General features: G+C 38.9%; 13 protein-coding genes and 1 pseudogene. 8 read left to right on the top strand and 6 right to left on the bottom strand.

Going from position 1 to position 16,006, the window contains the following annotated elements; genetic code table 11:
• Window positions 1–125 precede the first annotated feature (125 nt).
• Both yhbY and HL290_RS00065 read left to right on the top strand, forming a co-directional pair.
• Window positions 126–449: a ribosome assembly RNA-binding protein YhbY gene (gene yhbY, locus HL290_RS00070; protein WP_003650075.1), complete on the top strand. Its 324-nt coding sequence runs from the start codon at window positions 126–128 to the stop codon at window positions 447–449.
• 16 nt (window positions 450–465) lie between these two features.
• Window positions 466–1,002, top strand: a complete 537-nt coding sequence (locus HL290_RS00065; protein WP_198495258.1) for a DOMON-like domain-containing protein — start codon at window positions 466–468, stop codon at window positions 1,000–1,002.
• A 59-nt stretch (window positions 1,003–1,061) separates the two neighbouring features.
• On the opposite strand, the gene HL290_RS00060 is transcribed toward HL290_RS00065, so the two are convergent.
• A complete protein-coding gene (locus tag HL290_RS00060) occupies window positions 1,062–1,649 on the bottom strand; it encodes a hypothetical protein (RefSeq protein WP_198495257.1) in 588 nt (195 codons plus the stop codon).
• Window positions 1,650–1,714: 65 nt separating this feature from the next.
• Window positions 1,715–1,836, bottom strand: a pseudogene (locus HL290_RS00055) (hypothetical protein).
• 123 nt (window positions 1,837–1,959) lie between these two features.
• On the opposite strand from HL290_RS00055, the gene carA reads away from it, so the two are divergent.
• From carA to HL290_RS00030, 5 genes are all read left to right on the top strand, one after another.
• On the top strand, window positions 1,960–3,099 hold the full coding sequence (gene carA, locus HL290_RS00050; protein ID WP_045429218.1) for a glutamine-hydrolyzing carbamoyl-phosphate synthase small subunit: 1,140 nt from the start codon (window positions 1,960–1,962) through the stop codon (window positions 3,097–3,099).
• Between the two features lie 14 nt (window positions 3,100–3,113).
• The gene (gene carB, locus HL290_RS00045) at window positions 3,114–6,344 is read left to right on the top strand and encodes a carbamoyl-phosphate synthase large subunit (RefSeq protein ID WP_005038712.1); all 3,231 of its coding nucleotides are present in this window, start codon (window positions 3,114–3,116) and stop codon (window positions 6,342–6,344) included.
• A gap of 87 nt (window positions 6,345–6,431) precedes the next feature.
• Complete coding sequence (gene greA / locus HL290_RS00040) at window positions 6,432–6,908, top strand: transcription elongation factor GreA (protein ID WP_003650066.1); 477 nt, start codon at window positions 6,432–6,434, stop codon at window positions 6,906–6,908.
• A 74-nt stretch (window positions 6,909–6,982) separates the two neighbouring features.
• A complete protein-coding gene (locus HL290_RS00035) occupies window positions 6,983–7,615 on the top strand; it encodes a CatB-related O-acetyltransferase (RefSeq protein ID WP_198495256.1) in 633 nt (210 codons plus the stop codon).
• A gap of 123 nt (window positions 7,616–7,738) precedes the next feature.
• Complete coding sequence (locus HL290_RS00030; protein WP_198495255.1) at window positions 7,739–8,176, top strand: universal stress protein; 438 nt, start codon at window positions 7,739–7,741, stop codon at window positions 8,174–8,176.
• Window positions 8,177–8,250: 74 nt separating this feature from the next.
• Here the strand turns inward: HL290_RS00030 and HL290_RS00025 are convergent, their stop codons facing one another.
• Window positions 8,251–8,580 carry an MGMT family protein gene (locus tag HL290_RS00025; RefSeq protein ID WP_080028334.1) on the bottom strand — a complete coding sequence of 110 codons (330 nt, stop codon included), beginning with the start codon at window positions 8,578–8,580 and terminating at the stop codon, window positions 8,251–8,253.
• Between the two features lie 81 nt (window positions 8,581–8,661).
• On the opposite strand from HL290_RS00025, the gene HL290_RS00020 reads away from it, so the two are divergent.
• Entirely contained in the window at window positions 8,662–9,381 is a 720-nt protein-coding gene (locus HL290_RS00020; protein WP_198495254.1) for a metalloprotease, read from the top strand.
• A 6-nt stretch (window positions 9,382–9,387) separates the two neighbouring features.
• Here HL290_RS00020 and HL290_RS00015 read toward each other — a convergent pair whose 3' ends face one another.
• From HL290_RS00015 to HL290_RS00005, 3 genes are all read right to left on the bottom strand, one after another.
• Complete coding sequence (locus tag HL290_RS00015; RefSeq protein ID WP_198495253.1) at window positions 9,388–11,118, bottom strand: CapA family protein; 1,731 nt, start codon at window positions 11,116–11,118, stop codon at window positions 9,388–9,390.
• Window positions 11,115–12,770, bottom strand: a complete 1,656-nt coding sequence (locus HL290_RS00010; protein ID WP_198495252.1) for a poly alpha-glucosyltransferase — start codon at window positions 12,768–12,770, stop codon at window positions 11,115–11,117. Before HL290_RS00010 ends, HL290_RS00015 begins: the two co-directional genes overlap by 4 nt.
• Before the next feature lie 143 nt (window positions 12,771–12,913).
• Window positions 12,914–16,006 (bottom strand): BapA/Bap/LapF family large adhesin (locus tag HL290_RS00005; RefSeq protein WP_198495251.1); only part of this gene is annotated, 3,093 nt, incomplete at its 5' end.

Here is a 16,006-nt window from a genome sequence, read left to right as displayed (position 1 = left end):
GCGTAATCTCACTAAGTTTTACAGTTTTTTTCCAATAATGTTGATCGATTATTTATACAGTTTTTCGTACATCTGGATTTAAGTTTTTTGCTATACTAAGCCGTTTTTAAAATCAGGTATTTTTAATGGCCGCTTTATCTATCCATGAACGTAAACGTTTACGTCAAATTGGTCATGTGCTTAATCCGGTTGTCATGATTGGTGGACAAGGCTTAACAGACGCGGTAATCGAAGAAACGCTTCGTGCTTTAAATGACCACGAGCTTATTAAAGTTAAGATTGCTGGTGAAGACCGTGAAGCGCGTACTGCAACAATTGACGCAATTGTAGAAGCGACAGGTGCTCAAGCTGTGCAAAAAATTGGTAAAATTGTTTTGCTTTACAAAAAGGCAGCTAAACAAAACCAGCATTTATCTAATCTTGTTCGTCACGCTCATCTAGCAAACTAATTTAATTTGACAAACTATGGCAAGTTACGAACTTTCAGCTTTTGATCGTTTTCAAGCTGTTTCCGTTGTTGGCGCAATTGAACAGCAAGCACCCTCTACCTTAAATATCGGTTTTTGGATTCGTGATCCAAATCAACTTATTATCTGGCCTCAAGAAGTCGCGGCTCATCCTCGTCAAGATTTTTTGTGGGAAGAAACTTGTTTCGAAATTTTTGTTGGCGTGCATGGTGAAGATTATTATCGGGAAATTAATCTTTCCCCTTCTCAAGCATGGCAGTCATATCAGTTTGAAGAATATCGCTATCCAGAAAGTATACCTCCCCTTGCTGCTTACGATATTGAACTGAATCATCTCAAGCGTACTCACTATGGCTTAAATGTTAGTCTTGATTTAGGACAATTTATGCAACAGCATCGCTTGAAATGGGCAAACCTTTATTTAGGTTTGACTACAGTTTTAAAGACCAAAGAAGGTATGCAGTACTATGCAATGCAGCATAGTGGAAAAAGTGCAGATTTCCATAATAAACGTGACTGGTTACATCAGTTCTAAAAATAAAAAAGCGAGAAATTAATTCTCGCTTTTTTATAGCTGGATCAAAGCAGAGATCATTAATTGTCTCGTGCTTTATTCCAAGCTTCGACTGCATTACTTTTAGTACGCTTAATACTTTCACTTAGAGAATCTTTGTGTTTCAAAGAAATCTGACTAATATCACCCTTAAGCTCTTTGCTCACTTTCGTTAAATCTTCAATAAGTGCATTAATTTCTGCTTTCAAAGCATTTTTAAGGTCAGACAAGCCTTCTTGTGAAGTACTAAACTGAGCTTTAATCACATCCAGACGCTGTAGAATATCTTGTTTAATTTGAACAAATTGATTTTGAATGTTCTTATTTAATTCGTGAGTTTCAGCTTCAATTTTCTCTTGAGTCTCGCTTAAAACTTCTTTGACTTGCTCTTGAGTCTCAGTAATTGCCTCTTTTACCTGCGTTGTTGCTTCTGTAGCAACTTCTTTAACTTGCTCAGTTTTTTCGGCAACAGCTTCTTTTACCTGTGCAGTTTTAACACTTACTGTTTTTTTAGCCTTAGTTGTAGTAGCAGCTATGGTTTCTTTAACCTCATTAACCTCAGCTTTTACCGACTCAACGACTGCTTGAGCTTTTTCACTCACATCTTTTGAAACTTCATTATTGCTCATACTATTTCCTCATATTGTTTATTTTTTAACTAGCAATACAATAAATCTAGTTCCAAGAATTCCCCTTACAAATTGTTAGACAATTTATCAAAAGTATCTAATTCAGATAAGTGGATATTTTTTTGTAAAAAGCAAGCAATGAATTATATTTTTTAGCAGAAAAGAAATAGACTTTAGAGGGTTCCATGCGTATAATGCGCTGTTAAGTTACAAGCGGGCAGACCGATAGGGAGGGCATGTTTTATCCAAACATCGCCGATCTTTTTTGGGTCTACTCGCTTTTTTACAGCCGAAATTCAGGAGCTTTGGTTTGAGCATCCCCGCCATTTTAGCCCTCGCAGATGGAACGATCTTTAAAGGAACGTCAATCGGCGCACCGGGAAGTACGACTGGAGAAGTCGTTTTTAACACAGCCATGACAGGCTATCAAGAAATTTTGACTGACCCAAGTTATGCACAACAAATTGTGACATTAACTTACCCTCATATTGGCAACACTGGTTGCAACTCGGAAGACGTTGAATCTGGTCGTATCCATAAAGTATGGGCGAATGGTTTAATTATTCGTGACCTTCCACTACTACACAGTAATTTCCGTGCTGAGCAGTCATTGAGTGAATATTTGCAAGCACATAATGTTGTTGCTATCGCAGATATCGATACTCGTAAACTGACTCGTATTTTACGTCAGACTGGCGCCCAAAACGGATGTATCCTTGCTGGCGAAAATATTACAGAAGAAGAAGCAATTGCAAAAGCACGTGCTTTTGGTGGCTTAAACGGTTTAGACCTTGCAAAAGAATGTTGTGATCCAACAGGTTTTGAATGGTCTGAAGGTTCATGGACCTTAGGCAAAGGCTTCTCTCAACCTGAATTAAAATACCATGTAGTTGCATACGATTACGGTGTCAAAACCAACATCTTGCGTATGCTTGCAGACCGCGGTTGCAAACTAACCGTTGTTCCTGCAGAAACTCCGGCTGAAAAAGTATTGGCACTTAATCCGGATGGCGTATTCCTCTCAAATGGTCCTGGCGATCCAGCTGCTTGTGATTACGCGATCGAATCTGTAAAAACTATTGTTGAAACCACAACATTACCTGTATTTGGTATCTGCTTAGGTCACCAAATTCTGGCACTCGCTTCTGGCGCAAAAACTGTAAAAATGAACCATGGTCACCACGGTGCTAACCATCCTGTACAAAATCTTGAAGATGGTACAGTGATGATTACTTCACAGAACCATGGTTTTGCTGTAGATGCAGAAACTTTACCGGCTAACTTAAAAGCAACGCATAAATCATTGTTCGATGGCACCCTACAAGGTATCCACCGTACAGACAAACCAGCTTTCAGCTTCCAAGGTCATCCTGAAGCAAGCCCTGGTCCACATGATTGTGCACCTTTGTTCGATCATTTCATCGAACTTATCGAAGCATCTAAACAGTAATTACGGAGCGAATAATGCCTAAACGTACGGATATTAAAAGCATCTTAATTATTGGTGCTGGCCCGATTGTGATTGGACAAGCATGTGAGTTTGACTACTCAGGTGCTCAAGCGTGTAAAGCACTTCGTGAAGAAGGCTATCGTGTTATTTTGGTTAACTCTAATCCAGCAACCATCATGACAGATCCTTCAATGGCTGATGCAACTTATATTGAGCCGATTACTTGGCAAACTGTTGCACAGATTATTGAAAAAGAACGTCCAGATGCAGTATTGCCAACTATGGGTGGTCAAACTGCATTGAACTGTGCCCTCGCACTTGATGAGCACGGTGTTCTTGCTAAATATAATGTTGAATTAATTGGTGCAAGCAAAGAAGCGATTGAGAAAGCCGAAGATCGTAAACTCTTCGATATCGCTATGCGCAAAATTGGCTTGGAATGTCCAAAAGCTGCCATTGCTGAAACAATGGAAGAAGCTTTAACAATCCAGTCACGCTTTGGTTTTCCTGTAATTATTCGTCCATCATTTACAATGGGTGGTTCGGGCGGTGGTATTGCATATAACCGCGAAGAATTCCTTGAAATTTGTGAACGTGGGTTTGACCTCTCTCCTACTCACCAGTTATTGATCGATGAATCTTTAATTGGCTGGAAAGAGTACGAAATGGAAGTTGTTCGTGACAAAAACGACAACTGTATTATCGTATGTGCTATCGAAAACTTCGATCCAATGGGCGTTCACACTGGTGACTCAATTACCGTTGCTCCTGCTCAGACATTAACAGACAAAGAATATCAATTGATGCGTAATGCTTCGGTTGCAGTTCTTCGTGAAATTGGTGTTGAAACAGGTGGTTCTAACGTTCAATTCGGTATTAACCCGAAAGATGGACGTATGGTTGTCATTGAGATGAACCCTCGTGTATCTCGTTCATCTGCTCTTGCTTCTAAAGCAACAGGTTTCCCAATCGCAAAAATCGCAGCAAAACTTGCTGTTGGTTATACCCTTGATGAATTGAAAAATGACATCACTGGTGGCGTGACTCCTGCAAGCTTTGAACCATCGATTGACTATGTTGTAACGAAGATTCCTCGTTTTAACTTCGAGAAATTCCCACAAGCAGAACCTGTATTAACCACTCAGATGAAATCTGTTGGTGAAGTAATGGCTATTGGCCGTAACTTCCAGGAATCTGTACAAAAAGCATTACGTGGTCTTGAAGTTGGTGTAAGCGGTTTTGATGAAAAAATCGAAGCTGGTGCAACAAATGCAAAAGAAACCATTTTAAAAGAGCTTAAAGTTCCAGGCCCTGAGCGTATCTGGTATGTAGCAGATGCTTTCCGTCATGGCTTCTCTTTAGATGAAGTATTTGAAGCAACCAAAATTGACCGTTGGTTCCTCATTCAAATTCAAGACATCGTTAAAACTGAAGCTGAAGTAAAAGCTTTAGGTTTTGGTGACTTAAACGCTGACAATATCCGTGCTTTCAAACGCAAAGGTTTATCTGACCTGCGTATTGCTGACCTCATGGGTATTTCACAAAAGCAATTCCGTAAACAACGTTGGAATTTGGGTGTTTATCCAGTTTACAAACGTGTTGATACATGTGCTGCCGAGTTTGAATCTGGTACTGCATACATGTATTCAACTTACGATGAAGAGTGTGAAGCAAACCCATCAAATCGTGACAAGATCATGGTGATTGGTGGTGGTCCAAACCGTATTGGTCAAGGTATCGAATTTGACTACTGCTGTGTACACGCGGCGCTTGCGATGCGTGAAGATGGTTATGAAACAATCATGGTTAACTGTAACCCTGAAACTGTTTCTACCGACTATGACACATCTGACCGACTATACTTCGAACCTGTAACACTTGAAGATGTGCTTGAAATTGTACGTACAGAGAAGCCTAAAGGTGTAATCGTACAGTACGGTGGTCAAACTCCTCTTAAATTGGCACGTGCTTTAGAAGAAGCTGGTACACCAATTATTGGTACATCACCAGATGCAATTGACCGCGCAGAAGACCGTGAACGTTTCCAGCAAATGATCCAACGTTTACAGCTTCGTCAACCAAACAACAGCATTGTAAAATCTGCTGAAGAAGGTATCTCTGAAGCTGCGAAAGTAGGTTATCCGTTAGTTGTTCGCCCATCTTATGTATTAGGTGGTCGTGCAATGGAAATCGTATATAACGAAGAAGAACTTAAACGTTACCTTCGTGAAGCAGTTCAGGCATCTAACGAAGCGCCTGTCCTTCTTGACCGTTTCCTAGATGATGCAACTGAAGTTGATGTTGACTGTGTATCTGACGGTAAAGACGTTGTGATCGGCGGTATTATGCAGCACATCGAACAAGCTGGTATTCACTCAGGTGACTCAGCATGTTCAATTCCTCCTTATTCTTTATCAAAAGAAATTCAGGATGAAATGCGTCGTCAAACTGTTGCGATGGCAAAAGAACTTGGTGTGGTTGGTTTGATGAATGTTCAGTTCGCAGTTAAAGGCGATGATGTTTACATTCTTGAAGTTAACCCACGTGCTTCACGTACAGTTCCATTCGTATCGAAATGTATTGGTGATTCTTTAGCAAAAGTAGCTGCACGCTGTATGGCTGGTCAATCACTTGAATCTCAAGGATTTACTAAAGAAATCATTCCAACACACTTTGCTGTGAAAGAAGCTGTTTTCCCATTCGCTAAATTCCAAGGCGTAGATCCAATGCTTGGACCTGAGATGAAATCTACAGGTGAAGTAATGGGCGTAGGTAAAACATTTGGTGAAGCATTCTATAAAGCTGTTTTAGGCTCAAATGAACGCTTACCAGGTTTACCAACTGAAGGCGAAGTAAAACATGCTTTCTTATCAGTACGTGAATCTGACAAGAAATATATTGCAGATATCGCTAAGAAATTAGCTGCATATGGCTTCAAGCTTATTGCAACAGGTGGTACATACCAAGTGCTTAAAGAAGCAGGTTTAGAATGTGAATCTGTGAATAAAGTAACTGAAGGTCGTCCACATATTGTTGACCGCTTGAAAAATGGTGAAATACACCTTATTGTCAATACCACTGAAGGTAAACAGGCTCAATATGACTCTGCAATGATTCGTCGTGCTGCCCTACAAGGCAAAGTGTATTACACAACGACTATCAATGGTGCAGAAGCTGTTTGCCAAGCCTTTGCTGTGAAATTGCCAATGGATGTATACCGCTTGCAAGATTTAACTGTAGGTTAATTTGTTACCGATAAGTCCCGTCACCTTATCGGTGGCGGGATTTTTTCATTTTTTTAACTGTGTTTTCTCAAATTAAGAGGGACCAAAATGCAACGCTATCCAATGACCCCTGAAGGTAAAATTGCCTTAGAGAAAGAATTACAACATTTAAAATCTGTTGAACGCCCACGTATTATCCAGGCGATTGCTGAAGCACGTGAGCACGGTGATTTAAAGGAAAATGCTGAATATCATGCTGCTCGTGAACAGCAAGGTTTCTGTGAAGGCCGTATTCAGGATATCGAAGGTAAACTCGGTGCAGTTCAAGAAATTGATGTCAAAACACTTGAGCAAAATGGTCGTGTTGTATTTGGTGTGACTGTCACCATTGAAAACCTGGATACCGAAGAACGTAAGACTTATAAAATTGTAGGCGATGACGAAGCAGATTTTAAAATTAATAAAATTTCTGTGAACTCACCAATCGCACGTGGTCTTTTGAGTAAGAGTGAAGGCGATGAAGTAAAAATCGTGACTCCTCAAGGCGAAGTCGAATATGAAATCGTAAGTGTAGAATATCTGTAAGATAATACACAACTAACCCCTCTTTATGAGGGGTTTTTATTCAATACCATTGATATATTTTTGGGAAATCACAAATGGATACTTCTTTAATTAACACCCCAGTTCGTCATTGGTGTGAATTTGAGTTTATTTCCAAAACTGTTAAAAACCCAAATATCCATATTAAAGGTCATTATTCATATTATTCAGCCTATTGGGACCAAGGTTTTGAACGTTGTGTTGTACGTTATTTACATGACAAAGCCTCGACACCTGACAAACCGATTGACCAACTTTATATTGGTAATTTTGTTTGTTTTGGCGCTGAATGCGTAATTATGATGGGTGGTAACCAACTCCATAGACCAGACTGGATTTCGACTTTTCCTTTTGATACGCGTAGTTTTTTAGCAGCTGGTGACACAGTTATTGCTGATGGGTGTTGGATTGGCAGTCGCGCAATGATTATGCAAAGTGTCAAACTTGGTGAAGGTGCAGTCGTTGCAACTGGAGCTGTAGTAACTAAAGATGTTCCACCCTATGCAATTGTTGGTGGTGTACCAGCAAAAATTATTAAATACCGTTTTCCTCCCGAGCAAATAGAGGAACTGCTTGCTTTAAAACTGTATGATTTAGATGAAAAGCAGATTCTGAAAATACGTGAATATTTGCAAACTGATGATATAGATGCTTTATCTACACATATAGAAAATTTGCGAAATCTATAAAAGTTTATCTAGAAAAATTTATTGTTATAAAGTCACAAATGATTACGTGCTTGAATTTAAATCGTCAAAAAATAAGTATAAAGTATTGAATAAATAAGCATCATTACAATAAGGAAAACACTCATGTTATATCAACATATTCTTGTACCAATTGACGGTTCTGAAACTTCTATGATTGCCATGAAAGAGGCGATTAAACTGGGAAAAGCGCTTAACAGCAAAATTACGGTTGTACAAGTTATGGCACTTGACCCGTTTATTGCAGATGTCTATGTAAAAACTGGTCAAACTAATGAGTTGATTGAACGCACAAGAACCTATTTACTCGACATTTTAGAACAAGCAAAACAAAAATTTGCCGAAGAAGGTATTACTGTTGAAACTAAACTGCTTGAAGGTTTTGTAGTGCATGAAGAAATTATTCAGGCTGCTCAAGACTTAAATGTTGATCTCATTGTGATGGGTTCACATGGTCGTACTGGTGTCCGAAAACTGGTGCTGGGTAGCGTTGCACAAAAAGTCTTAGGCGAAAGTCATATTCCTGTTTTGATTGTTCGATAACTTCCATATTGCCTATCTTGTTGTTCTTAATAATTTAGGCAATTATTTTTGAATAAATAGCCTTTTCAGTGCCTTTAAGGCTGCCAAGCAAATTGCTTTAAGTTAACTTTGCCATTTAACAAATAGACTCCTTCAGCTTCGAGCTTTAACTGTTGAACATTTTCACCCTTTTCATTAAATTTACTTAGGCTAATTTTGCCTTGAGAATTAATAACCCTATACCAAGGGACTTGGTGATCTGCTTCAAGATGCTTAAGGACATAACCAACTAATCTCGCATGTTTAGGTAATCCTGCCATACGAGCCACTTGCCCATAAGTTGCAACTTTTCCGTAAGGAATCAAAGCAATGACTTCTAAAATCTGCCGATGTAGTTCATACTGAGTTGTCAAAATGGACTCCATAAAAATTGACATTATTCATATCATATAAAAAAATTTGACTAAAATTAAATGTAATCCAAGGTAGGTTTGAGGGACATTTGCATGAAAAAAGCCATACTGGTAGTGACTGGGACTTTACTATGTGTTTCTTGTACTACTCGCCCCCCTATTCTTCCTTCAAGAGAAGTGCCTAAAGTATCTATAGATGGCCGCCCTATTGTTCCAGTCACTTTCGTTTTTACCACTAATTCTCCGGAAGCTGTAAAGTTTGATAATTATCAACAAATGCGGAAAGAAATTAAAATATTAAATAAATATTATGTAGATGATAAAAACAATAAAATCTTTAAGTTCAAATTAAACCGTTATATCCCTTACGAAGAGTTTTCAAAATTACATTGTGATTTAAAGCAGCAAATTAATCAGCCCTATCCTATTTCCCTCGAAACGATTCCGGCAAGCATAAAGACCTGTTTTCCAAAACGCACAGCAAGTAAAGAAGTCATTATTTTTATTTACGATGCGTACTCACCTAAATGGAAATTTGAAGACGTTACCAGCAGAGCTTTTCGCAACAATGGTGAACCCTTTGTTTTGTTAGACTGGAATCGTTTAAATTATAATATTCAGGCAGGAAGCATCCATGAAATGGGGCATGTATTTGGTCTAAAACATGTTTGCGCACCGAATGCTACAAAACGGACTCCAACGAATATTATGGCAAGTGCTGAATGTAAACGCGGTAGTGGTGGATTAAGGAATTTAGGCTTTACACCTGTACAACTTCAAACAATTTTATCGAATTATCAAAGTTATCCTTAAAATATTTTAAAAACCAAGCTCCACATAAAAACCTAATTTATCTTGAGCCAAACTATAATTTTCATGGGCAAGTAATGAAGTCATATAACTGCTGACCTTTGAAAAATCTTCCTCATTGACTGGATACGGCTGCCAAAATGTTTTTAAATTATTGGTATAGATCGGATATAAACGCAGTCGATCTTTTGACAAATCTAGCCGTGCTATACACCCATACGGCAAAGCATTGTGCTCTTCATATTCACCATTACTATTAAAAACTGCATTGCCAATACCAAATACTACAGGCTTTTGATGAATGGATTGAATAGGCTGAACAGTGTGCGCGCCATGACCAATCACAAGGTCGGCCCCAGCTTGGGTTAAAATATTGGCGAGTTTACTTTGTTCTTTTGTAATAGGTTTAAAATCAATACCCCAATGACAAATAACGATGACTTTATGGTGAGAATGAGCCAACTTATAACGGCTTATTTGTTCAATTAAAACTCCATTTAGACAAGCCACTCCACTCTTGTACGCTAAAGCATAAAAATCATAATCTAAATAGGCTGTATCTCTGTGCCAATAGCCATTAAAAATAGCGTAATGCTTGTTATTAAATACGATTTCAAAGTAGCTATGAGCATCTTTTTGGTTTAATCCTGCACCGATATAAGAAATTTTGGCCTGATCAAGTTGTTGTAATGTATAAGTTATTCCACTATTGCCATGATCTTTTAGATGGTTATTGGCCAACACAACATGGTTAAGGTGAATATTCTTAAATTCTGCTAATGTTTTTTCAGCCTCAGCTTTAAGAATAAACGGCTTTTTATGTGTTAATGGTGATTGATCTTCTAAAGAAAATACTGCTTCAAAGTTAGCGATATTTAAGTCATTTTCACCTAAAAAAGCTTTTATTTTTTCAAATGAATAGCTGTATCCATATTGTTGTAGGGCATCTTTTTGCCCCTTAGACTTGCGCTTTTCTGTATAGATCTCCCCAAAATAAGTATCTCCCAAAATGTTGATCATGCCACTTTGAGTAGAGCAAACTTTAGGTTTTACGTTCTGCTCTTGAAAGCAGTGATAGTAAGGAACCAAATGTTCAATTCGATGAATATCATCTAAAAATGAAAAGAAACCGACGGTCTGGTTTTCTTCAAAAAACGTGAGATAAATTTTTCTAAACGAATTAGATAGGTATAAGACCGTTACGACTGATTGAGCCATTAATGGCGTCTGAGGATGATAAGCCTTCCCTTTAAAATCTAGCTCCTTTACAAAGAACAGATTTCTGATTTCAACTGGATAGGTATAAATATTTTTGACTAAAAAAAACAAATGTTTTAGCTGATTTCGTATACCTTCTTTTTTAAAATTTAAGTGATAGATATCAGCTCTTTCGGACAAAATTAAATGTGTTTTTTCACTTGTACCGCAAAGCATATTGCTTAAAGCATTTTTTACATCTGCCGCCTGCGTAAAAATTAAAAACTGTAATAGCTCAGTAAAGGTGTAATGTTCAGAAGGCTTTAAGCCTAAATTGTGCTGACCTACTTGTTCAGATAGGTGCTCAGGCACGACATAGACATCTTGAGCCTGTATTTTGTTTTGCTGAAATTGCTCTAATGCATAGTCGATGAGTAAGAGCGTTGAAATATCATCATCAAATTCGAATTGCCATAAAGTTTCATCAAAACTTGTAGTATCGACATGTGCTAATAATTTGATCTCAACGGGTTGATATTTCATGGTTCATCACCCTTGTAATCTTTTACATAGGCGATATAACCCGACAAGTTATGTTCTTGGTCATCAATCCGTACTCGAAAACGGTCATGTCGAATATAAAATGCATGTAAAATTTTATCTGGCCGTGCCATATACATGGCCATTTCCGGATAAAAAAATCCTGTAGTTTGAAAATCTGCTCTAAACTCAATTAGCTTTTGAAGCTCAGACATATAAGCCTGTTCAAAAAGTGTTGTACGCCCCTGCTCTTTTAAACGGCCCACCATTTTATAAGCAGCCATTAACATCTCTAACAAAGTTGCATATGTTGTTTTTCGATTTTTAATAAAAATAAAATGTTTTAAATAATTATTTAAACCAAAAATAAAATATTTTTCTTCAGGACATATTTTAGTGAGTTCATTGGTACAATAACTTAACCAATGATCATGATATTTTTCATATCTTTTTTCAATAAAACATTCAAACATTAACTTAACTGTTTCTAATAATCTAGAATCTTGGTTAACTTGGTATAAACGTAATAAAGCTAAAGCAGCTTCTCCATCATAATAAATAATCCTGAATTTTTCTTTTAAATCATAATCTGGATAATTTAATACATGAGTCGTTGATCCATTTGAATCTACTAGCTTTAAAATACCATTTGCGAGTTTCTCTGCATATTTTTGATAATCAGTTTTTTGAGTAATTTCTTGATATTTTGTTAACATTAAAATAGCTGCCGCATTGGCACCCAGTTTAATTTCCAACTCCCCTTCTTTACCATCAATCATAAAAGCAGTTGATGAATCTTTTTCTTTATAAAAGTTGGTCAGTGCGTAGTGAATCGCGGCATGAATTTTAGACCAATATTCAGGCTTATTTTGCACCTCAAATGTTTCTAGTAAGGCATACACCGAGGTACAGTGACGTACCGTATTGTAGTTACGAATGTCTCGATCATAGGCAGAAAAATAACCATAAATAAATTTGCCATTTTCTTGAATCTGGCTATGCAGGAATGCCGAATTTTGTTCTATTAACTGCTGAAAATGCTGTTTCTTATTGTTTGAAATGCCTCTAATACCATTTACATCATAGCGACTCGCTAAATTAATAAATTGCCCATTTTCATAAAATGCTCCGTAGGTATCAAAAGTCCAAATTTCTTGTAGCTCTTGTAGTTTAATCTGTGGTTTTGTAGCGTTATATTTTTGCTTAATTGCATAATTCAGATTGGTTTCATCAAAGAAGTTCGGCTTGTCGTAGCTCAAGCCTCGAATAATTGCTTTTCCATAAATCTCCTGTTCAAGAAAAGCCACTGAACAGTGTTCATCAAAGCCAATGCCTTTACGGTAATGGTTGTTGTGAAATTGATGGTGGACCTGTTGTTCTACTTCTTTCCACACCTGTTGCATTAAATTATATGCGATATCGATTTTTATATAATCAGCAAGAAGTTGCTGTGTAAACTGGTCATTAATAAAATCTAATAATTGTTTTTTAGCCTGCTCTAAATTTGTCTTCTCACTGTGCCATACGCTACATCTTTGGTCTTTAGGGCCATAAGATAAAAATAAAATAATATCCTGTTTAAGACTCGGAACATGCTGAACAACTTGTTCTAACCAAAGGTTCATTTGTCTTTGGAAGTTTAAAAATGCAGTCACTCGAATTCAGTCCCTGATTGTTTGTTGTTATATAAAATTTTGAATACATCATAGCATGAACACGCTAAAAGCTAAGTTAACGTATTGTTTAAACATAAAAAAGAGAACCCTAGGGTTCTCTTTTTTATTCAGTTAATTATCTATTAATAGATAATTTGACCATTAGCAAGTAACTCTGCCTCACTAGTAGTAACACCTTGTAAAACCAACAAATTCGTAAAGTTATTTGAAGGTAAAATCACTCCAGTTAAACCATCACGGTCAATCTGAATTGTTGTATTACCACCACTTACAGTGACATTTAGATATTGTCCAATAGTAAGATCTGTTTGGGCTCCATCTAATAATGCTCTGATATCAATCAGATCAGCTTGCTGATCTGTAGCAACATTACCTACATGGAAGTTAGTCCAAGTATCTACACCATTACCACCAGTGGTTGCACCATTGCTAGCTGTTGCAGCACTTCCATTCAACACGTGGTAGATCAATGTATCTGAACCAAAACCAATCGTGCCAGTATCCGTATTGAACGTGTCATTCGCTGCTGTACTAACTACATGAGTATTGTAATCAGAAGTAGTCAGGTTAACCGTCAATGATGATAAAGACTCGTCGCCATTCGCTGCCACTAACTTATAGTTAATAGTATCGGTTGGGTTAGCCAATGTTAATGATGAAGTATTGGCACGGTAATCATAGTCACCATTCGAATTGATCACAAATGTACCATTCGCAGTAGTGATAGATTGTCCGGTAGCCTCAACATACACACCAGGACTTGTTTCAACATAGAGCTTAACGCCATCAGCAGTAAAGGTACCAGTGTCTGCAACCCCACCTATCGTGTCGCCGTCTACAATGTTTCCATGAATCCAATCAGATGAGTAATTGTTCAAGTGCGTTGTTGTAGTCGTTACTTGGGTATCCAACGTTGTTGTACCAAGTGTTATCGCTGTCAACGTATATTCAACACGGTATGTACCTGCTCCTAAGTGCAGAACAGCATCTTGGAAAGCTACAGTTCCGAGACTAATACCACCCACACTCGCAAGCGCAGTCGCCGAACCAGTATAAGTAGTATCAACCCATACTCCACCAACGAATTGCTGAACAACATAGCTCACTGTTGGTAAAGCACTTAACAATGGCTGGTTAGCATAAGTTGCTGCTACTTGCACATCGACTAAGTCTCCTGCCGCAACTGTGAAGCTATTAGAAACTACAGAAGTAGAACCAATCAAGTTAATTGATATGTTCGGACTCGCAACATCAACAGGTGTATCAGTTGAGTTACTAAAATCAACCGTTGCAACAGCTTGGTCTGCATTGGCAACGATTTGAGTCGTACCATCCGTTCCAGGACTAGCAGTATTCCAAGTAATGCTGACATCAGGTGATCCAATCTGTATGTGCAATACCGCTGTACTCGTTCCACCTGATACAGGATCAGTAATGGTGTAAGTGAAGCTATCTACTTTACCAATGTTTGCAGCATTAGCAGTTGGTGTGTAGCTATATGAACCATTTGCAGAGATAGTAAGTGTTCCGTAAGCTCCAATTACTGCTGTTGAAGAGCCAATAGATGTTGGTATTGCACCTACTTGCTCACCCACAACAGTAGACACTACTGTTGTTCCAGTAATTGTATCTGGCACATATGAAGGACCATAAATAGTCGAATCATCATCTGTGAGCACATTTCCACTCACTGTTGCTGCACTATATGTAGGTACTACTGTGTGATTATAATCATCGCGAACCACACTCATGGTGCCTAACAATCCTACACCAACACCGGTATAGACCATAAACGCTCTATAAGAACCACTTGCTAAGTCTGTGATAGTCGCACCGAATCCATTACCACCTAGTATTCCGATGTTAATTAATCCAGTACTAGCATCACCTGCAACATTCTGCCACGAACCATCTGGTGCTTGTTTCTGTAAGACTACTTTATAGTCGTTAAGTAAAGACAGACTTAGTAAAGCTCCATAGCTGATCGTTACATCAGAAGTATGTCCAGTCGTAATATTGAAACTTACGCTCGGGGTACCTAGAAGCGATACGTTGAGATTTTCAGTTACACCTATCAATGCTAGATAGGTTGCAGAACCAGCATTAATACCCGTTGTAGTTAATGGAACAATATCAATTGCCACACTATCTACATTGTCATGTGCAGTAATTGTTGGCACAAGAACAAGACCAGCAAGGTTAGCGCCAGTACCCAGGTTACCTGCAAGGTCAGTATAGGTATTATTTGCAACACTCAAGCTCGGTGCTGTTGCACTGCCATCTTGGGTGAAGGTCGCTGTCCAGGTCACACCACCATCTGCTGTGGTTAAGCCAGTAAGCGTACCGCCTGCCAAAGTCACATCTGTTGCATCAAAGCCAGTCACTGCTTCACTGAAGGTGAAGGTTACTGTGGTGCTTTCACCTACAGACAGGTTAAGGTCAGTTGCACTGATCGCAAGCGTCGGTGCCACAATATCTGCCACTAAACCAGCCAATGCCGCACCAGTACCCAGATTACCTGCAAGGTCAGTATAGGTGTTATTCGCCACACTGATGCTTGGTGCTGTTGCACTGCCATCTTGGGTGAAGGTCGCTGTCCAGGTCAAACCGCCATCTGCTGTGCTCAAGCCAGCTAAAGTACCGCCTGCCAAGGTCACATCTGTTGCATCAAAGCCAGTCACTGCTTCACTGAAGGTGAAGGTTACTGTGGTGCTTTCACCGAGACCAAGATTCAGGTCAGTTGCACTGATCGCAAGCGTCGGTGCCACTACATCTGAAGTCAGGCCAGCCAAGCTTGCGCCTGTACCTAAGTTACCTGCAAGGTCAGTATAGGTGTTATCCGCCACACTGATGCTCGGTGCTGTTGCACTGCCATCTTGGGTGAAGGTCGCTGTCCAGGTCAAACCGCCATCTGCTGTGCTCAAGCCAGCTAAAGTACCGCCTGCCAAGGTCACATCTGTTGCATCAAAGCCAGTCACTGCTTCACTGAAGGTGAAGGTTACTGTGGTGCTTTCACCAAGACCAAGATTCAGGTCAGTTGCACTGATCGCAAGCGTCGGTGCCACTACATCTGAAGTCAGGCCAGCCAAGCTTGCGCCTGTACCTAAGTTACCTGCAAGGTCAGTATAGGTGTTATCCGCCACACTGATGCTCGGTGCTGTTGCACTGCCATCTTGGGTGAAGGTCGCTGTCCAGGTCAAACCGCCATCTGCTGT

This window comes from Acinetobacter sp. AC1-2 (assembly GCF_016124155.1).
In the GTDB taxonomy this organism is placed as follows: Bacteria; Pseudomonadota; Gammaproteobacteria; order Pseudomonadales; family Moraxellaceae; genus Acinetobacter; species Acinetobacter calcoaceticus.
The sequence above is the reverse complement of the archived record's forward strand: the minus strand, read 5'-3'. Positions and strand labels throughout refer to the sequence as shown.